Origin of the sequence: Pseudomonas sp. MYb118 (assembly GCF_040947875.1) — a bacterium.
GTDB lineage: Bacteria > Pseudomonadota > Gammaproteobacteria > Pseudomonadales > Pseudomonadaceae > Aquipseudomonas.
The window spans coordinates 228,765-247,351 of record NZ_JBFRXN010000002.1 but is presented as its reverse complement, the minus strand read 5'-3'; the positions used below and the strand labels follow the sequence as shown (position 1 = coordinate 247,351).

The 18,587-nt window shown below is 58.6% G+C and carries 14 protein-coding genes and 1 pseudogene; 7 read left to right on the top strand and 8 right to left on the bottom strand.

From position 1 onward, the window contains the following. Positions 1-68 precede the first annotated feature (68 nt). The 7 genes and pseudogenes from ABVN20_RS06920 to ABVN20_RS06890 all read right to left on the bottom strand — a co-directional run bounded on the left by ABVN20_RS06920 (position 69) and on the right by ABVN20_RS06890 (position 5,327). A pseudogene (locus ABVN20_RS06920) lies at positions 69-553 on the bottom strand (Bro-N domain-containing protein). Between the two features lie 376 nt (positions 554-929). Next, positions 930-1,616 carry a hypothetical protein gene (locus ABVN20_RS06915; protein WP_368554798.1) on the bottom strand — a complete coding sequence of 229 codons (687 nt, stop codon included), beginning with the start codon at positions 1,614-1,616 and terminating at the stop codon, positions 930-932. Continuing rightward, a complete protein-coding gene (locus tag ABVN20_RS06910) occupies positions 1,616-2,056 on the bottom strand; it encodes a hypothetical protein (RefSeq protein ID WP_368554797.1) in 441 nt (146 codons plus the stop codon). Before ABVN20_RS06910 ends, ABVN20_RS06915 begins: the two co-directional genes overlap by 1 nt. Before the next feature lie 34 nt (positions 2,057-2,090). Beyond that, a complete protein-coding gene (locus tag ABVN20_RS06905; protein ID WP_368554796.1) occupies positions 2,091-2,669 on the bottom strand; it encodes a ParA family protein in 579 nt (192 codons plus the stop codon). Between the two features lie 101 nt (positions 2,670-2,770). After that, positions 2,771-4,018, bottom strand: a complete 1,248-nt coding sequence (locus tag ABVN20_RS06900; protein WP_368554794.1) for a ribonucleotide-diphosphate reductase subunit beta — start codon at positions 4,016-4,018, stop codon at positions 2,771-2,773. Positions 4,019-4,535: 517 nt separating this feature from the next. Next, complete coding sequence (locus ABVN20_RS06895) at positions 4,536-4,871, bottom strand: hypothetical protein (RefSeq protein WP_368554793.1); 336 nt, start codon at positions 4,869-4,871, stop codon at positions 4,536-4,538. Between the two features lie 192 nt (positions 4,872-5,063). Beyond that, a complete protein-coding gene (locus tag ABVN20_RS06890) occupies positions 5,064-5,327 on the bottom strand; it encodes a DUF2790 domain-containing protein (protein WP_085578243.1) in 264 nt (87 codons plus the stop codon). A gap of 493 nt (positions 5,328-5,820) precedes the next feature. On the opposite strand from ABVN20_RS06890, the gene acs reads away from it, so the two are divergent. From acs to argR, 7 genes are all read left to right on the top strand, one after another. Next, complete coding sequence (gene acs, locus ABVN20_RS06885; RefSeq protein ID WP_368554791.1) at positions 5,821-7,776, top strand: acetate--CoA ligase; 1,956 nt, start codon at positions 5,821-5,823, stop codon at positions 7,774-7,776. 620 nt (positions 7,777-8,396) lie between these two features. Further along, positions 8,397-9,170 carry an ABC transporter substrate-binding protein gene (locus tag ABVN20_RS06880; protein ID WP_368554790.1) on the top strand — a complete coding sequence of 258 codons (774 nt, stop codon included), beginning with the start codon at positions 8,397-8,399 and terminating at the stop codon, positions 9,168-9,170. A gap of 91 nt (positions 9,171-9,261) precedes the next feature. Next, the gene (locus ABVN20_RS06875; protein WP_368554789.1) at positions 9,262-9,951 is read left to right on the top strand and encodes an ABC transporter permease; all 690 of its coding nucleotides are present in this window, start codon (positions 9,262-9,264) and stop codon (positions 9,949-9,951) included. Next, positions 9,948-10,646 carry an ABC transporter permease gene (locus ABVN20_RS06870; RefSeq protein ID WP_368554788.1) on the top strand — a complete coding sequence of 233 codons (699 nt, stop codon included), beginning with the start codon at positions 9,948-9,950 and terminating at the stop codon, positions 10,644-10,646. Before ABVN20_RS06875 ends, ABVN20_RS06870 begins: the two co-directional genes overlap by 4 nt. A gap of 1 nt (position 10,647) precedes the next feature. Beyond that, positions 10,648-11,760, top strand: coding sequence for a M14 family metallopeptidase (locus ABVN20_RS06865; protein ID WP_368554787.1), 1,113 nt, complete (start codon positions 10,648-10,650; stop codon positions 11,758-11,760). A 27-nt stretch (positions 11,761-11,787) separates the two neighbouring features. Next, on the top strand, positions 11,788-12,552 hold the full coding sequence (locus ABVN20_RS06860) for an ABC transporter ATP-binding protein (RefSeq protein WP_368554786.1): 765 nt from the start codon (positions 11,788-11,790) through the stop codon (positions 12,550-12,552). 250 nt (positions 12,553-12,802) lie between these two features. Beyond that, positions 12,803-13,783 (top strand): transcriptional regulator ArgR, encoded by a 981-nt coding sequence (argR, locus tag ABVN20_RS06855; protein WP_368554785.1) that lies wholly within the window; start codon positions 12,803-12,805, stop codon positions 13,781-13,783. Positions 13,784-13,790: 7 nt separating this feature from the next. On the opposite strand, the gene ABVN20_RS06850 is transcribed toward argR, so the two are convergent. Continuing rightward, on the bottom strand, positions 13,791-18,482 hold the full coding sequence (locus ABVN20_RS06850) for a DUF6543 domain-containing protein (RefSeq protein ID WP_368554783.1): 4,692 nt from the start codon (positions 18,480-18,482) through the stop codon (positions 13,791-13,793). Positions 18,483-18,587 lie beyond the last annotated feature (105 nt).

The following is an 18,587-nucleotide window of genomic DNA, read 5'->3' as shown; positions in this document are numbered from 1 at the left end:
ACTGTTGTCTACGAAAATTCCTACAGAAAGAAAAGATGTTCCCTGCGAGCAATCCTACAGGTGTATCACTATCCCAACGAATGCTTGGATGGCTGAAAAATGTCCATGATTCTGCGCCGCCAAGGCTTAGCCGCTTTTATCGGGCTCTGTGTGCGGTCTTCCAACAGGTAAGGCATATCCCGCAGCCTAATCCATCCCTCGCCCTGCCAATGCAACATGCTCAGCGACATCTTCGGCCAATCCAACAAACTCAGCATCGGGCGATCCGAATCGTCAGAAGCCTGCGCGTCACGTAACGCTGGTACCATCTGATGGGTCAACCATTCACGCAGTAACCGATTCTCTGGAGCATAGTGATACACCAACAGCGCATACACACCGGACTCGCTGAGCATTAGTTGCTTTTCTAGTTGGTGGTACTAACCATGCGATCATTGAGATGGAAACCCATCAAACGACCGATATCACGTGCGCAGAACCATGGCTGGTTCTCGATGAGGAGTGCGTGAAGAGAAAGGTTGTGACGCGTGAAAACTGTGGTGGAGTCAGACATGGTGTGCCTCCAAGCTTGGAAGCATGCAGGCGAAAGGGTGGCTTAAGCTGTTTGCCTTCGTACTGAAGGCTATACTTTTAGGCATATCCTATACCTCTGTGTGATGTCAGCTTTCTTAGGGCTGGGTGCCGGGAGTTAAGAAACCCCACACAGAGGGCCGGACGTATTCCCCTTTCGGGTCTTGTATTAGCCCATTCACGGCATAACAGAGATTTTTATAAGCAGGGCTAAGCCGTAAGCATAAAAAATCCGCTACTCTCGGGTGCGGTCGCTCCGCTGTGTGAAGTGTTTCTTAGGCACTGATTTCAGGGTAAATAAATCTAAATAGACAGTCAACGTTTTATTGGTATGCATCGCGATGGTGCTCGAAATATACTCAGTCCAGAAACTGGAATGATTCAATATATTTCTGTTTTTTGCTACGTAATGGTTTGAAATAAAATATGTAGTTTTGAAGCCAAGTATGGTATTCGAATATCTTTGGGTCTCTTTTTATATCTGCTTCATTTTCAAAATAAGTGGATCTGGCGTTTTCATAAACATTTTTCCAGTTCTGGGGGTCAACAATATGGAGTTGGTAATGTTCTCCACATTTCAGGATTAGGTTTTGGTCGATTAACTGTTCGAGCTCTTGGCTTTGAGCTTCACCTCGACTTTCGTTTTCCAGCTTTTCTATAACTGATTTGTGAATTAATACTCGTGGAAATAATGATTTTGAAGACTCGAGGTTGTATGCATCAGTTAGAGCATGACTGTACGTGATATGTTGATTTTCAAAATGTTTGTTGTATGCAATGCCCCCTCTGATTAGAAGGCCGTTCTCCAAAAATCTCAAGTAAACGTCTTTTGTTGCTTGCAAAAAGCCAACAATGTTTGATGAGGAACTCATGAAGAGAGAGTCTGAAATGCTCTTATGTCTCAGCGTTGCGAGATCAATTTGTTCAAATGCTCGGTATGATGTAATCAATTTCTCCTTAAAAACTTCAGTTCCATTTTTTTCGTCCTTGCTAAGGTAGTATCGGTAGCCCATGACATCCAGGAATGCAAAATAAGAGTAGGCCATCAATCAATAGCCTCGGTGATTTTCTGTATTTCGCTTCGATAAGCTTTGATTTTTTTCTCCCAAGGCTCCCAAACGCTTCCATAAAATTGTATGCCACTTTTTGAAGCTAATGCTGAATCGGATTGGGTGAGATCAAAGATTGCTTTTCCCAGCATTTGAGAGACGGGTACAAGCTGTCCAAGATTTTCAATGGAGCATATTATCGGATCTGAAATGTTATTTTTGATACGAATAATTTTGGAGCCCATTAGTTTTGATTTAATCTCGGTCTTTATTTTCTTTGACCATTTTTGATACGACTCTTTGATCAGTGATTTGTGAACCTGAAAATTCTGATTGATAATTCCACAAAATTCAGGGGTACTATAATTGCTCTCAAGTCCGTAGGGTTCCAGGGTGCTGAGAATTATTTTGTCATGCTTTATCCAGTCTTCAATCAATTTTGGTAAGGTGTTGATTCCGAGGTAGCAGAATCTATCGGGGGTTACCGGTATTATGAATTTGTCGGATGCCAGAAAGGCGAGCCGGGTAATCGCACCTGTACTCGGTCCAAGATTCGATAAGTATGTAGTCTAGCCCTAGTTCCTCACCTAGGTCTTTTATAAGGCGTCGAAAGCTGATATATGTGTTTTTTTCATTTATGTTTGTTGTGATAGCTTGGTTTATAGAAGCGCCGAAATAGGGTTCGGCTTGTGCGCTAAATTCTATATCTCCTCTCATTAGAAATAATTTTGAGTAAATGTTAGATTCGGCAAGCTCTATTGTTTTAACATCTATCCTAGCTGCTGCGCCATCCAATCTTGGTCTGAATACCTCCAGGATTGAGTGGCCGGGAAGTTTTTTGGAAGGGTTGTCGAAATAGTCGGTGTCATTTGCAAAAAACAATTCTGTGAGATTGCACTGGGAGTCGGCATCTATGAATAGTACTTTTTTGCCTAACTTTGAAAGGTATGCCCCAACGTTAAATAATGTAGTGGTTTTTGATACTCCACCTTTGTTGTTGTAGAACGTGAGAGTTTTAGTTTCCGTTTTGACTTTCTTTGCTCTAGGCATTCTTTGGCTCCAGATAATAAAAAGCCCCGCATGTGCGGGGCTTTACAGAGCTCACCACAATCCATGTAGGTGACCTCTTATATCATGGCGCTACGCCACCATCAATCCCAGCTCAACGCCCCACCAGTCTGATACTCAATCACACGAGTCTCAAAGAAGTTCTTCTCTTTCTTCAAGTCCATGATCTCGCTCATCCATGGGAACGGGTTAGTGGTCCCTGGGTACTCTTCCTTCAAGCCGATCTGCGACAGGCGACGGTTGGCGATGAATTTGAGGTAGTCCTCCATCATCGCTGCGTTCATGCCCAGCACGCCGCGAGGCATGGTGTCGCGGGCGTATTCGATTTCCAGTTGGGTGCCTTGCAGGATCATTTGCGAGGCTTCTTCCTTCATTTCGGCGTCCCACAGGTGTGGGTTTTCGATCTTGATCTGGTTGATCACGTCGATGCCGAAGTTCAGGTGCATGGATTCGTCGCGCAGGATGTATTGGAACTGCTCGGCGACGCCGGTCATTTTGTTGCGGCGGCCCATGGAGAGGATCTGGGTGAAGCCGCAGTAGAAGAAGATGCCTTCCAGTACGCAGTAGTAGGCGATCAGGTTGCGCAGCAACTCTTTGTCGGTTTCGACGGTGCCGGTTTCGAACTTCGGATCGGAGATCGAACGGGTGTACTTGAGGCCCCAGGTGGCTTTTTTCGCGACCGATGGGATCTCGTGGTACATGTTGAAGATTTCACCTTCGTCCATGGCCAGCGATTCGATGCAGTACTGGTAGGCGTGGGTGTGGATCGCTTCTTCGAACGCCTGGCGCAGGATGTACTGGCGGCATTCCGGGTTGGTGATGAGGCGGTAAACGGCCAGCACCAGGTTGTTGGCGACCAGGGAGTCGGCGGTGGAGAAGAAGCCCAGGTTGCGCATGACGATGCGGCGTTCGTCGTCGGTCAGGCCTTCCGGGTTTTTCCAGAGGGCGATGTCGGCGGTCATGTTGACTTCTTGCGGCATCCAGTGGTTTGCGCAGCCGTCCAGGTACTTCTGCCAAGCCCAGTCGTACTTGAACGGTACGAGCTGGTTGAGGTCGGCGCGGCAGTTGATCATGGCTTTTTCGTCGACGGCGACGCGTGCGGAGGCGCCTTCGAGTTCGGCCAGGCCTTCGGCGATGTCGAGGTTGTCGAGCGAAGCCTTGGCGCGTGCGACGGCAGGCGAGTCAGTCGCGGTTACGGCGCGGGCTTCCAGGGCGGCGGCACCGCCGGCGCTGTCGAGACGGTCCAGGTTGGCTTCGGTGGCTTGGCCGGCATTGGCGGTCTTGGCCACAACTTCCGTGTCTTCTTTGTCGAATTCGTCCCAGCTCAGCATGACGTGTCGTCTCCTGCGTGAGGGCCAGAGTGCCCGTGTGAAATTGGATGTCTGTACTTTTCACACGGCCTCGTTGGCCGCGTTGATAGCGTTTTTTGCAGCGGTACACGCAGGCAAATAAACATAATTTTGTACCGGGTTCCGAGAGCCGCTGACGGGCGCAGAAATCGCCGAGGATGGCTGCGTGGGCTTCAGACTGGCAGTCCTCCCTGTAAGGGAATATTGCAGGCCGGTTTAGGCGGCATTATAGGGAAATTTTTGCGGCCGTGGTGGGGCGAATCCGCGCATCGGGCGGTCGAGCAGAAGGGTTTTTCGGTCGGAGCGAGGGTTTACAGGGCTTTGCTGGTGGTCGCGGAATCGTATTTTTTTTCGATTATTTTTTTGGGGCGTTTTTTTTGATCAAAAAACAGCCAAAAAAACCGGTTTTTTACTACATCTTGTGTTTTTGATCGGTTTTTGACCGGCCTGGACACAACTAAGCCCGACCGAAGTCGGGCTGTGAAGTCATGCTCGTTGATCAGCTGAGGCGAACGGCACCGACGTGGTCTGCACCATCGGCAGCGAGTTTGCCTACGCCAACATGATCGGCACCATCGGAAGCCAGTTTGTTCGCACCCACGTGGTCGGCACCATCGGAGGCGACTTTGCTTGCGCCAACGTGGTCGGCACCGTCGGCAGCCAGCTTACCTACGCCTACATGGTCAGCGCCATCGGCGGCGAAGGTTGCCGAGCTGACAGCAGCGGCCGAAGCGGTGGTGAAGGCGGCCGAGCCAGTGCGGTCGTAACCGTCGGCGGCGAAGGTGTTGGCGGCCAGTACAGAAAGGGTCAGGGCGAGGATCAGTTTGGTTTTCATGGTGGTTGCTCCAGTTCGTAGTCGTTGTATGCCTTGGTGTGGAATTCATACTACGCCGAACAATTAGATTAAAAAGCGCAAATAATGGCTTAAACCAATCGTATAATTCGATCTATACGGTTCGGCGCTTCATCTGCCCTGGGCGGCGGGGCGAATGGGTCGAACCGTATAAGAAGGAAGGAGGGGAGGTGATCAGCCGTTGGAGCAGCCGTTGCCCATGACGCTGTAGCGCAGGATGTGGCGTTGGCCTTTGGAATCGTCGTATTCCATTTTCATTGGAACGACTTCGCAGACATTTGGCACTTCGCTCATGGACACAACTTTGGCGATGTCCAGATGGGTGGAGTAAGTGTATTCCTCGATAACCGGTTGTTGCTGTGCGACATCAGTCGGGACCTCGTCTGCCATGGCGGTTGCGCACAGGCTGGAGAGGGCCAGAACTAATAAAGCTTTCATTTCGTTTTTACCTTTTAGAGGTCGAGTGGGTTCACGCAACCTTTTTGGGGTTGCGTGTGGAACTTTGATTTTCAGGTGTTTGATTAACGGCCTTCGTGGGGGCTGCAACTGGGTTAATCAGGGTTTGCCTTGTTGCGGGGCGGATTCTAGGCGTGGGGTGGGGAATCATATAGGTGGGGTTTTGATAAACACCTTTGGCAGATTTTGTAACAATCGCTGAATAGGGTGTTTTGGTGTGCCTGTGGGGCTGATGGTGTTCCGCTTTTGTGGGAGCGGGCTTGCTCGCGAAAGCGGTGTGTCAGTCGCTGAAACCTTTACAGACAGTCCGCTTTCGCGAGCAAGCCCGCTCCCACAAAGGCAGGGATGTGCGCTGTTTTGTGTTGCCATGACGTTTTGTAGGGGATTGTTACTACCATCGTCGAATGGTTCTATGGTGCCGGGCCGGCTACAACTGGACCCATACAAAAACAACTATTCCACCGAGGTAAGAAAGATGAGTGCGGCTTCTCTGTATCCCGTTCGTCCCGAGGTTCTGGCCAATACGCTGACCGACGAGGCAACCTACAAAGCCATGTACCAGCAGTCGGTCGTCAACCCTGACGGCTTCTGGCGCGAGCAAGCCAAGCGCCTCGACTGGATCAAGCCTTTCACCACGGTGAAGCAGACGTCGTTCGACGATCACCATGTCGACATCAAGTGGTTCGCCGACGGCACCCTTAACGTTTCCTACAACTGCCTCGACCGCCATCTGGCCGAGCGCGGCGACCAAGTCGCAATCATCTGGGAAGGCGATGACCCTTCCGAAAGCCGCAACATCACCTACCGCGAACTGCACGAGCAAGTGTGCAAGCTGGCCAACGCCCTGCGCGGCCAGGACGTGCACCGTGGCGACGTGGTGACCATCTACATGCCGATGATCCCCGAAGCCGTGGTCGCCATGCTGGCCTGTGCCCGCATCGGTGCGATCCACTCGGTGGTGTTCGGTGGTTTCTCGCCGGAAGCCCTGGCCGGTCGCATCATCGACTGCAAGTCGAAAGTGGTGATCACCGCTGACGAAGGCATCCGCGCTGGCAAGAAGATTTCCCTCAAGGCCAACGTCGACGACGCGCTGACCAACCCGGAAACCCACAGCATCCAGAAAGTCATCGTGTGCAAGCGCACCGGTGGCGACATCAAGTGGAACCAGCACCGCGACATCTGGTACGAAGACCTGATGAAAGTGGCGGGCACCGTGTGCGCGCCAAAAGAGATGGGCGCCGAAGAAGCGCTGTTCATCCTCTATACCTCCGGTTCCACCGGCAAGCCCAAGGGTGTGCAGCACACCACCGGCGGCTACCTGTTGTACGCGGCCATGACCCACGAGCGCGTGTTCGACTACCGTCCGGGTGAAGTCTACTGGTGCACCGCCGACGTCGGCTGGGTCACCGGCCACTCCTACATCGTCTACGGCCCGCTGGCCAACGGCGCGACCACGGTGCTGTTCGAGGGCGTGCCGAACTATCCGGATATCACCCGGGTGGCCAAGGTGGTCGACAAGCACAAGGTCAACATCCTCTACACCGCGCCAACTGCGATCCGCGCGATGATGGCCTCCGGCACCGCCGCCGTGGATGGCGCCGATGGCAGCAGCCTGCGCTTGCTGGGTTCGGTGGGCGAGCCGATCAACCCGGAAGCCTGGGACTGGTACTACAAGAACGTCGGCAAGTCCCGTTGCCCGATCGTCGACACCTGGTGGCAGACCGAGACCGGCGGCAACATGATGAGCCCGCTGCCGGGCGCCCACGGCCTGAAGCCGGGTTCGGCGGCACGTCCATTCTTCGGTGTGGTGCCGGCGCTGGTCGACAACCTGGGCAACATCATCGAAGGCGAGGCCGAGGGCAACCTGGTGATCCTCGATTCGTGGCCAGGCCAGGCGCGCACGCTGTATGGCGACCACGACCGTTTCGTCGACACCTACTTCAAGACCTTCCGCGGCATGTACTTCACCGGTGACGGTGCGCGTCGTGACGCCGACGGTTACTACTGGATCACCGGGCGTGTGGACGACGTGCTCAACGTGTCCGGCCACCGCATGGGCACCGCCGAGATCGAGAGCGCGATGGTGGCGCACCCGAAAGTCGCCGAGGCTGCCGTGGTCGGTGTGCCGCACGACATCAAGGGCCAGGGCATTTATGTCTACGTCACCTTGAACGGCGGCGAGGAGCCGAGCGAGCAACTGCGCATCGAGCTCAAGAACTGGGTGCGTCGCGAGATCGGCCCGATTGCCTCGCCGGATGTGATCCAGTGGGCGCCGGGGCTGCCGAAGACCCGTTCGGGCAAGATCATGCGCCGCATCCTGCGCAAGATCGCCACCGCCGAGTACGACGGGCTGGGTGATATCTCGACCCTGGCTGATCCGAGTGTGGTGCAGCATTTGATTGATACGCACAAGACCATGAACGTGGCGTAAGCGCCTGGTCTGAGTGGGAGAAAGCCCTGTCAGTGTGAGCTGATGGGGCTTTTTGTTGTCTGTGAGGGCCTTATCGCGAGCAGGCTCGCTCCCACAGGGGATCTCCAGTGCTCAGAAGATCCCTGTGGGAGCGAGCCTGCTCGCGATGGGGCCCACCAATAATTATCGACATCTCCTGTCATCCATTTCCCACTGTTACCCCGCGTGTAACCACCCGCACCGCCGCGGGGCATCTCGAAACGTTTATGCCCCAATCAGGCCCACAAAATCTCCCGGAAAAAATAACCTCCCACGCTGCGCTTGCCGGATTAGAAGGCTTTGCCAATAATAGGCCCGCAATTTGCAGCATAGATCGGTTCACTGCCTTTCGCCCTTGCACGAATTTGCAGGGCTGTCAACGTGCCCGAGCGGCTATCTCTACGCATCTGTAACTAGTTGTCGCATTGAAGAAATATCGGCCTCGGACCTGTCGTTAGAATGCCGATCACTCGCTCGTCGTTGCCCGTGTTGAAAATCACACCGGCTTCCTAGGACGTAGCAACACCATTGCCGTCCACTCATTCGCATATTGGGCTGTCGCTCACTCTGCCGTTTTAGCCCATTACCGATGGAGTCCCAAGATGAAGAAACTCGTGCTGCTTGGCGCCCTGGCACTGTCCGTGCTGTCCCTGCCAACCTTCGCCGATGACAAGCCAATCAAGATCGGTATCGAAGCGGCGTACCCTCCGTTCGCCTCCAAGGCACCGGATGGCAGCATCGTTGGTTTCGACTACGACATCGGCAACGCCCTGTGCGAAGAGATGAAGGTCAAGTGCGTGTGGGTCGAGCAGGAATTCGACGGTCTGATCCCGGCGCTCAAAGTGCGCAAGATCGACGCGATCCTGTCCTCGATGTCGATCACCGAAGACCGCAAGAAGTCCGTGGACTTCACCAACAAGTACTACAACACCCCGGCCCGCCTGGTCATGAAGGAAGGCACCCAGGTCAGCGAAGGCCTGAGCGAGCTCAAGGGCAAGAACATCGGCGTACAGCGTGGCTCGATCCACGAACGTTTCGCCCGCGAAGTCCTGGCCCCGCTGGGTGCCGAGATCAAGCCATACGGCTCGCAGAACGAAATTTACCTGGACGTCACCGCCGGCCGCCTCGACGGCACCGTGGCAGACGCTACGCTGCTTAATGACGGTTTCCTGAAAACCGACGCAGGCAAAGGCTTCGCGTTCGTCGGCCCGGCCTTCACCGACGTCAAGTACTTCGGCGACGGCGTCGGCATTGCCGTGCGCAAGGGTGATGCGCTCAAAGACAAGATCAACAGCGCCATCGTGGCCATCCGTGAAAACGGCAAATACAAGCAAATCCAGGACAAGTACTTCGCCTTCGATATCTACGGCAAGTAACACGTCCCGGCGACAAGTCCGAAATGGCGCAAGCAACAGGATCTCTGAGGTTTGCGCCATTTTTTCATCCCTACTTTCGAGGACCTGAATCATGTTGAAAGGCTACGGGGCTGTCATCCTCGATGGCGCATGGCTGACGCTTCAGCTCGCCTTGTCGTCCATGGCGCTGGCCATCGTCCTGGGGCTGATCGGCGTGGCGCTGCGTCTATCGCCGGTGCGCTGGCTGGCCTGGCTGGGCGACCTGTATTCCACGGTGATTCGCGGTATTCCCGACCTGGTGCTGATCCTGCTGATTTTCTACGGCGGCCAGGACTTGCTCAACCGCGTGGCGCCGATGCTCGGCTATGACGACTACATCGACTTGAACCCGCTGGCCGCCGGTATCGGCACCCTGGGTTTCATCTTCGGTGCGTACCTGTCGGAAACCTTCCGTGGCGCGTTCATGGCGATCCCCAAGGGGCAGGCCGAAGCGGGCATGGCCTACGGCATGAGCAGTGTCCAGGTGTTCTTCCGGGTGATGGTGCCGCAGATGATTCGCCTGGCGATCCCTGGCTTCACCAACAACTGGCTGGTGCTGACCAAGGCCACCGCGCTGATTTCGGTGGTGGGCCTGCAAGACATGATGTTCAAGGCCAAGCAGGCGGCGGATGCCACCCGCGAGCCTTTCACCTTCTTCCTCGCAGTGGCGGCGATGTACCTGGTGATCACCAGTGTCTCGTTGCTGGCATTGCGTCACCTCGAGAAGCGCTACTCGGTAGGCGTAAGGGCGGCTGAGCTATGATCTTCGACTACAACGTCATCTGGGAGGCCCTGCCGCTGTACCTCGGCGGGCTGGTCACTACCCTCAAGTTGCTCGCACTGTCGCTGTTCTTCGGCCTGTTGTGCGCCTTGCCGCTGGGCCTGATGCGCGTGTCGAAGAACAGCGTGGTCAACGGCATCGCCTGGCTCTACACCTACGTGATCCGTGGCACGCCGATGCTGGTGCAGCTGTTCCTGATCTACTACGGCCTGGCGCAATTCGAAGTGGTGCGCGAAAGCTTCCTCTGGCCGTGGCTGTCCAGCGCCACCTTCTGCGCCTGCCTGGCCTTTGCCATCAACACCAGCGCCTACACCGCCGAAATCATCGCTGGCAGCCTGCGCGCCACGCCGCACGGCGAGATCGAAGCGGCCAAGGCCATGGGCATGTCGCGCTTCAAGATGTACAAGCGCATCCTGCTGCCGTCGGCCCTGCGCCGGGCGCTGCCGCAGTACAGTAACGAAGTGATCATGATGCTGCAGACCACGAGCCTTGCGTCCATCGTCACCCTGATCGACATCACCGGCGCCGCGCGCACGGTCAACGCCCAGTATTACCTGCCGTTCGAGGCGTACATCACCGCCGGCGTGTTCTACCTGTGCCTGACCTTCATCCTGGTGAAGCTGTTCAAGATGGCCGAGCGCCGCTGGTTGGGCTACCTGGCCCCACGGAAGCACTGATATGCAACGTATTGATCATGTATTGCCGTGGAGCCACCTCGGTAGCGAGCGGCATATTTCGGTGTTCCGCTTCGGTAGCGGCGAGCGCAAGGCCTACATCCAGGCCAGCCTGCACGCCGATGAACTGCCGGGCATGCGCACCGCCTGGGAACTGAAAAAACGCCTGGGCGAACTCGAAGCCCAAGGCCTGCTCAACGGCGTCATCGAACTGGTGCCGGTGGCCAACCCACTGGGCCTCGGGCAACTGCTGCAAGGCAATCACCAGGGGCGTTTCGAGGCGGGCAGCGGCAAGAACTTCAACCGTGATTTCGTCGAACTCAGCGCGCCGGTCGCGCAAGCGCTCGATGGCCGCCTGGGCGATGACCCGCACGCCAACATCCGCCTGATCCGCCAGGCCATGAGCGAAAACCTGGCTGCGTTGCCGGCCGCGGCGAGCCAGTTGCAAGGTATGCAGCGCATCCTGCTCAGCCACGCCTGCACCGCGGATGTGGTGCTGGACCTGCACTGCGATGCCGAGGCGGCGCTGCACATGTACGCCTTGCCGCAGCACTGGCCGCAGTGGCGTTCGCTGGCCGCGCACCTGGACGTGAAGGTCGGCCTGTTGGCGGAAGACTCCGGCGGCAGCTCGTTCGACGAAGCCTGCTCGCTGCCCTGGCTGCGCCTGTCGCGGTTGTTCCCCGACGCGCAGATTCCGCTGGCGTGCCTGGCGACCACCATTGAACTGGGTGGCCAGGCCGACACCGCACGTGACGATGCCGAACGCTACGCCGCAGGCATCCTGGCGTTCCTCGCCGAGCAAGGGCTGATCGGCGGCGAGTGGCCAACACCGGCACAGGAGCCGTGCGAAGGCATGCCGTTCGAAGGCACCGAATTGCTCCTGGCGCCGCATCCGGGCGTGGTCAGTTTCCTGCGTCAGCCCGGCGAATGGGTGGAAGCCGGCGACGAGATTTTCGAAGTGATCGATCCGTTGGCGGATCGGGTCAGCACGGTGTGTGCTGGTACGTCCGGGGTGCTGTTTGCCGTCGAGCGGCTGCGATATGCCCAACCCGGTTTCTGGCTGGCCAAGGTGGCGGGGCGCGAAGCGCTGCGTCACGGGCGCTTGCTCAACGACTGACTGACTGTTTTTGTGAGAACCGACAGCATGTACAAACTTGAAGTCCAAGACCTGCATAAACGCTATGGCAGTCACGAAGTGCTCAAGGGCGTGTCCCTGAAAGCGGCCGCCGGCGATGTGATCAGCATCATCGGCTCCAGTGGCTCCGGCAAAAGTACCTTCCTGCGTTGTATCAACCTGCTGGAGCAGCCGCACGCCGGCCGCATCCTGCTCAACAACGAAGAACTGAAGCTGGTGGCGAACAAGGACGGCGCGATGAAGGCTGCCGACCCCAAGCAGCTGCAACGCATGCGTTCGCGCCTGTCGATGGTGTTCCAGCACTTCAATCTGTGGTCGCACATGACCGCGCTGGAAAACATCATGGAAGCACCGGTCCACGTGCTGGGCGTGCCCAAGGCCGAAGCCCGCGAGAAAGCCGAGCACTACCTGAACAAGGTCGGCGTGGCCCATCGCAAGGACGCCTACCCTGGGCACATGTCTGGCGGCGAGCAGCAGCGCGTGGCGATTGCCCGTGCACTGGCGATGGAGCCGGAGGTGATGCTGTTCGACGAACCGACCTCGGCACTCGACCCCGAGCTGGTCGGCGACGTGCTCAAGGTCATGCAGTCCCTGGCCCAGGAAGGCCGGACCATGGTGGTGGTGACCCACGAAATGGGCTTTGCCCGTGAAGTGTCGAACCAGCTGGTGTTCCTGCACAAAGGCCTGGTGGAAGAAAGCGGCAACCCGCGCGAAGTGCTGGTCAACCCGCAATCGGAACGCCTGCAGCAATTTCTCTCGGGTAGCCTGAAGTAATCGGGGCTGCCGTTGTGCACTTATTTAGTGCATGATTTGGCCCGCCTCAATTCCTTGTGGGAGCGAGCCTGCTCGCGATGCGGTATGACATCCACCAAAGATGTCGACAGACCCACCGCTATCGCGAGCAGGCTCGCTCCCACATTGGATTCCCCGCAAGGATCTCCACCGGTTTTGAGATTTGTGTGCGTTTACGGGCTAGCATTGGCCCATTGCCTTCAACGCTGTTCATCGCTTCGGATTGCCCACCATGACTGCCCATCGAATTGGTTTCCTGATTTGGCCCAGCACAAAAGCCCTGACGCTTGCGCTGGCTGAGGAGGCCTTGCGTGTTGCCCAGCGTGTGCATCCCGAAGTGGTCTACGAGTTGTCGTTCCTGCAGGCCGAACCGCCGGCCGAAGGCGCCTGGCAATTGCCGGGCGAGGCCTGGACCGGCAAGCTCGAGAACTTCCAGAAACTGTTCCTGCTCGCCGATGAACCACCGACCGCGATGACGCCAGCCCTGAGCGGCGCGCTCAAGCAACTGGTGCGCGCCGGTTGTGTGATCGGCGGCCTGTCGGCCGGGGTCTACCCGCTGGCGCAGCTCGGCCTGCTCGACGGTTATCGCGCCGCCGTGCACTGGCGTTGGCAGGATGATTTCGCCGAGCGTTTCCCCAAGGTCATCGCCACCAGCCACTTGTTCGACTGGGATCGCGACCGCCTGACCGCCTGTGGCGGCATGTCGGTGCTCGACCTGTTGCTGGCGGTGCTGGCCCGTGACCACGGCGCCGAGCTGGCCGGTGCGGTCTCCGAGGAACTGGTGGTCGAGCGCATCCGCGAAGGCGGCGAACGCCAGCGCATTCCGTTGCAGAACCGCCTGGGTTCCAGCCATCCGAAGCTCACCCAGGCCGTGCTGCTGATGGAGGCCAACATCGAAGAGCCGCTGACCACCGACGAAATCGCCCAGCACGTGTGCGTGTCCCGTCGGCAGCTGGAACGCATCTTCAAGCAATACCTCAACCGTGTGCCGAGCCAGTACTACCTGGAACTGCGCCTGAACAAGGCCCGGCAGATGTTGATGCAAACCAGCAAGTCGATCATCCAGATCGGCCTGTCGTGCGGTTTCTCCTCGGGGCCGCATTTCTCCAGCGCCTACCGCAACTTCTTCGGCGCCACGCCGCGGGAAGACCGCAACCAGCGGCGCAGCAGCAGCCCGTTCGAGCTGTCGTCGGTGCCGGCCGAGCGCGGCTGATCCCGCGCTACTCGTCGGCCTGGGTTTCCCTGGCCGCCAACGGCGGGCTTTCACCGCGCTCGTTCACCGCATCGACGCTGAAACTGATGCCGGTCCTCTCGTAATAATCCACCAGGCGCTGCAAGGCCGCTTCGCTCAGCGGGTTGTTGCGCAGGTGCAGGTTTTCCGCCAGCGCCGTGGGCATTTCCGAGAGGTCGCTTGGCACCTCGGTGATGGCGTTGTTGCTCAAGTCCGCCCAATGCAATTCGGCCCTGTTGAGCAAACCATTGGGCAGCTCGGTGATGCCGGTGTGATCCAGCAGCAGGTTGATCAGGTCCGGCATCTGGCCCAGGTCCGGCGTTCGACCGAGCGGGTTGGACGCCAGGTCGAGGTAGTCCAGCAGCTCCAGGCCGGCCAGGGCGTTGGCGGATTCCTCTGTCAGCGTAATGCCGCAATTGGGCAGGGCCAGGGAGTACAGGCGACCCAGTTTGAACACGGTATTGGGGATGTTGCCGAGGTCGAAGTTGCGCAGGCGCAGGCGCTTGAGGTGCGCGAAGGCGTCGAGGAAACGGCCGATGCGTGCCAGGCCATCGACACCGCGCAGGTCCAGCACCGACACATGACTGAAGTCGGCGCGCAGGGTCGGCAGCTCACCGAGGATCGGCGCGTCGAGGCTCAGTTCATAGGTGGGTTCCAGGTGGTCATCGAAGCCATCGAGCTGCGTTTCATGGCGCCAGCAACGCAACAGTTGCTGCATGAAGCGCTCACGATTGAGGTGCTCGACAAACAGTTGCCCGGCATCGAGCGCTTCGCCCGTTTGCGGGTGCAATTGCGGCAACTCGGTGGCCCAGTTGTCCAGGTCCTGGCTCAGGCGTGACAGTTCTTGTTCAAGGCTGTCGAGCATTGATCGTCCCTGGGTGAACGTGCCCGGCAATTCGTAGACGAAGTCGCTGGCCTGCGTGGCATCCAGCGTCGGGTACAATGCCATCACCCGTTGCACATCCGCTTCGGGCGCCGCCACCCCCAGATCGTAGGAGGTTTCGAAGTACTGCTGTTTGATCTGTTCCCATGACGCCTCGTCGAGGGGATTGTTCGCCAGGTTCAGGCCACGCCGTTCGTACACCTCGCTCTCGAACAGTTCGGCCGGCAAGTCACCGATGGCGTTGTTCATCAACAGCAGGGTCTTGAGCTCTGGGTGTTGCCAGGTGCCATGGGGCAGGGCGGTCAGGCCGGTATTGCTCAGGTCCAGATGCTCAAGCGCTGGCAACGAGTCGATGCTCGGCACGCTGGTGAAGCGATTGGCGGCCAGGTCCAGTTGTTTCAAATGGCTCATCGACGCCAGGCTTTTCCAGGCCCGCTCATCGAGTGTGATGCCGCAGTCACTGAGGATCAGTGTTTGCAGTTGGCTGTTGCGGCCGATGGCTTGCGGCAGCGAATCCAGGGTGAACCCGTGCAGCTCCAGACGGCGCAGACCGGTGAACGATTGCAGGAAATCCGGCAGGCCATGGGCGGCCTTGTCACCGGTGAGGGCGAGTGTGGTCACGTGGCTGAAGTCGGCGCGCAACGCCGGCAGGTCGCCCGGAATCGGCTCGCCGAAGCTTAGCCTGTAACGCTGGCTGCCATCGGCGGCATCGACATCACGCTCGGACTGGCGCTGCCAACTGCGCTGGATTTCCTCTGCCAGCAAGCGGCGATTGTGGCGCATGGCCCGGCGTTCCAGTGGCTCCAGTGGCAGGCCGGTTTGCGCGTTGACAGTGGGCGCTTGGGCGACCCAGCGCTGCAGATCGACATTCAAAGCATCCGATTCGCTGGTCAGGCGTGAGAGCACCATACGGGCGCCGTCGGGGTGGTTTTGCAGGCGTAGCACCATGGCTCGCAGTTCTTGCGGGTCAAGGTTGGGGTACACCTCGCGCACGCGCATATCCAGGGTCGGGGTAGGGCTGGTGCTGCGAAAGTAACCCTCGGTGCCACCGGGCAGTCGCATGGTCGATGGGTCATACAGGGTTTTGCGGTTCGGGTGTTTGGCCAGCAGTGTGCGCAATGACGGCGTGCGCGTGGCCTGGATGATCACCTGTTGTTTGAGGGCTTCGCCGTGGGTGCCGGCAACGCCCAGGGCTTCGCGTTGCTGCCGGGTCAGGGTGTGCAGAATGGCTTGGTAAAAAGTACCGCTCTGTGCGTTGTCGTCCGCCAGGTGAACCGCGCCGTCCGCCGTGCACACCAACGCCTTTTGTGTGGGCGCGTCGGCGGGGCCGATGCTGTCCAGTACCTCACCGCTGGCCGAATAGGCACGCAATTCGATACGCAGGTCGGCGGGCCAGCCCGGCAGGGATGGCAGGCTGTGCAGGGTCAGGCGGTGGGTGTCCAGGGTTTCGCCCGTGCGCAGGTAGAAGCCCTCGAAGGCCCTGGCGGTACGCACGGCTTCCATGGCTTTGATCGCCACGTCCTTCAGGCGCCGAGGGACTTGCCCGGCCTGCAATTGCCTGAGTTCGCTGCCGGTGGCGTTGTCTACCAGTTCCTGGGCGATGTCCGTGGGCAGCCCGCGTTCCTCGCCTTGCAGGCGCTGGACGAGGCGGTCATCGGTTTTTTCCAGTGCGTCGTAGCGGTAGCCGAAGACCGTCAGCGGATTGGTCAGGGCTTCCTCGCGTTCAGGGTGCCCGGGCTGGTCGAGCAGGGCGCGGATGTCGCGGTCGATCCTGAAGCGCTTGATGGTATCGGTCAGCAATGAGGGCGGCCGCTGATGCTCGACGTGGGTTTCACGCAGGACATTGTCGTGAAAGCCGCTGATGCGCAGGATCAGTTCGCGCTCGAAGGGGCTGAATGATTCAACGCTGTGACCCAGGCGACGCAGCACTGTCTCGCGGTCCCAGGCCAGGGGATCGTCGAGAACGGTCTGCCAGGCGCCGTGGCCGTTGTGGCGCAAAACAGGTTGATAGGCATCGGCGCGGTGGGGGTGCTCGATCCGATAGCGCCCGGTGTTGATGTCGACCTGGACGGTGTACAGCTTGTTTTCAAGGCGCAGCACGGTATTGCCCTGGTGCTGGTACAAGCCCCGTTGATCGGGCTTGAGGCCTTTGGGCAACTCGATCGCTTGCTCGTAGGGGGTGAGGTCCGGGCGCCAGTAGCGTGTTTTTCCAGCGTCGGTCTTCACCGCCTTGAGTGAGTCGAACAGGGCCAGGGTCTGGGGCGACAGCACGCGGCTGAAGGTCTGGCTGGCGATGGCGCCGCCGACGGCGAACAGGCCGAACTGCACCGCCGAATCGGTGAGGGCGAGCAATTGCCCGAGGGCTTCGCTCTGCAAACCTTCGGCCCAGTCGATGATGCCTTCGAAGCTGTCGTCGAGCAGCTGCCAGGCCATGTAGCCGAGCATCAGTTCGCCCAGGAACGGCACGAAGGGCAGGGCGACGAACGAGGCCACCTGCACGATTGCGCTGGCGACTTTGCTCAGTGCGTCCCAAAGCGCCCAGCGGGCGGCTCGGTCGGCGCTGGCGGTGGGCACGGCGATGTGGCTGGCGTCGTTGAGGATTTTGTTCAGTTGCCGTTGGTAGAGGTGGGTCCACAGGTCGGTGTTGATCGGGTCCACTGAGAAGCGCAGGTTGGGCTGGTCGATGGGGGTGTTGCGCCAAGTGGGCATCGGCTCGCCGCGCGTGTGCGGATGCCAGATCACACGGGTCAGGCGTTGGTTCAGGCCGGCAAAGAAATGCCCGCGTTCGGCATGGTCGACAAAGCGGCTGAAGAATGCCTGGTAATCGGGCTCGCGCAACTTGAGGGTCAGCGCTTGAACGAACGCCGAAGGGCTGTCGTAGAGCTTGAGCGGATGCTCTGGGTCGTCCGGGATGTAGACCACGATCCGCGCGGTTGGCCTGGGGTGCATGGCATCGGGGGCGAACACCACAATATTGGTCAGGGTCGACGACATCATCGTCAGGTCGTGGCCAAGCATCGGCTGGCCGTCCAGTTGGGCAACCGCGCGACCTTCGGCGTGGTCGAGCATCGACCGGTAGAGGTCAGTGGGCAGGTCCTGGCGCAGATGGGCCAGATGCAACGCCGCACGGAGGGCGCTGGTGTGGCTGTGGATGACATCGGCCTTGATCACCTCGCTGGCCACCGGGCAGGTCAGGCCGAGCATTTCCTTGAGGTAGGCCTGGTACTGGCCGCCGATGTCCAGTTCGCGGCACAACTGGGTAAAGCGCTGGATCGACAGTTGCTGTTTGACCGCCGGCAAGATGTCGAAATGGCCCTGGGGCGAGGGCCGGGTGATGTAGGTCGAGTCTGGCTCGAAGGCGCCGGTGTGGGTTTCCGATTCCTGGAAATTGTGCAGGGCGGCGTCCAGCAACGAGACCGTCCAGGCGCGCGCGGCACCGGAGGGGATCGGGAACCAGGGAATGTGCCGGGGAATGTACAAGCGCAGGAAAGTGGTCCTGACATCCAGTTCGAGGCCGAAGCGGGTTTTCAGTGCCGCTGTGAGCAGCGGGGCGGCGAAGTCCTGAGGGTTGCGCAGATTGGCCAGCCGCGATTCGATGCGATTGCGCCATGTCAGGTGATCGGCACAGGCAGCTTGCAGCGCCGCATGTTGTGCGGTGGCGTGCGGTTGCAGCCGTGCGGTTTTCAATGCATTGCGCGTGGCGGGTGTGCCCTTGAGCAGCCAGTCGGGCAGATTGTTGAAGGCGTGATGAAAATGCGCGTCGGGCTGAGCCGCCGCTTCGAGTTGCCGCTGATTCATGGCTCCAGTCCTTGAGCGTGGGAAAGCTCAAGCAAACCAGATGGGGCGGGGTGGGGTGCGGTAGATAGTTACCACACCCCGATATGTGCCTATGGACGGGCTGAA

Bases quoted from the DNA above. Each gene is read 5' to 3' on its own strand.
- ABVN20_RS06870 (WP_368554788.1), top strand. From the start codon at position 9,948: ATGATCTTCGACTACAACGTCATCTGGGAGGCCCTGCCGCTGTACCTC.
- ABVN20_RS06890 (WP_085578243.1), bottom strand. From the start codon at position 5,327: ATGAAAGCTTTATTAGTTCTGGCCCTCTCCAGCCTGTGCGCAACCGCC.
- ABVN20_RS06915 (WP_368554798.1), bottom strand. From the start codon at position 1,616: ATGGCCTACTCTTATTTTGCATTCCTGGATGTCATGGGCTACCGATAC.
- ABVN20_RS06905 (WP_368554796.1), bottom strand. From the start codon at position 2,669: ATGCCTAGAGCAAAGAAAGTCAAAACGGAAACTAAAACTCTCACGTTC.
- ABVN20_RS06850 (WP_368554783.1), bottom strand. From the start codon at position 18,482: ATGAATCAGCGGCAACTCGAAGCGGCGGCTCAGCCCGACGCGCATTTT.
- ABVN20_RS06900 (WP_368554794.1), bottom strand. From the start codon at position 4,018: ATGCTGAGCTGGGACGAATTCGACAAAGAAGACACGGAAGTTGTGGCC.
- ABVN20_RS06875 (WP_368554789.1), top strand. From the start codon at position 9,262: ATGTTGAAAGGCTACGGGGCTGTCATCCTCGATGGCGCATGGCTGACG.
- acs (WP_368554791.1), top strand. From the start codon at position 5,821: ATGAGTGCGGCTTCTCTGTATCCCGTTCGTCCCGAGGTTCTGGCCAAT.
- ABVN20_RS06880 (WP_368554790.1), top strand. From the start codon at position 8,397: ATGAAGAAACTCGTGCTGCTTGGCGCCCTGGCACTGTCCGTGCTGTCC.
- ABVN20_RS06865 (WP_368554787.1), top strand. From the start codon at position 10,648: ATGCAACGTATTGATCATGTATTGCCGTGGAGCCACCTCGGTAGCGAG.
- argR (WP_368554785.1), top strand. From the start codon at position 12,803: ATGACTGCCCATCGAATTGGTTTCCTGATTTGGCCCAGCACAAAAGCC.
- ABVN20_RS06895 (WP_368554793.1), bottom strand. From the start codon at position 4,871: ATGAAAACCAAACTGATCCTCGCCCTGACCCTTTCTGTACTGGCCGCC.
- ABVN20_RS06860 (WP_368554786.1), top strand. From the start codon at position 11,788: ATGTACAAACTTGAAGTCCAAGACCTGCATAAACGCTATGGCAGTCAC.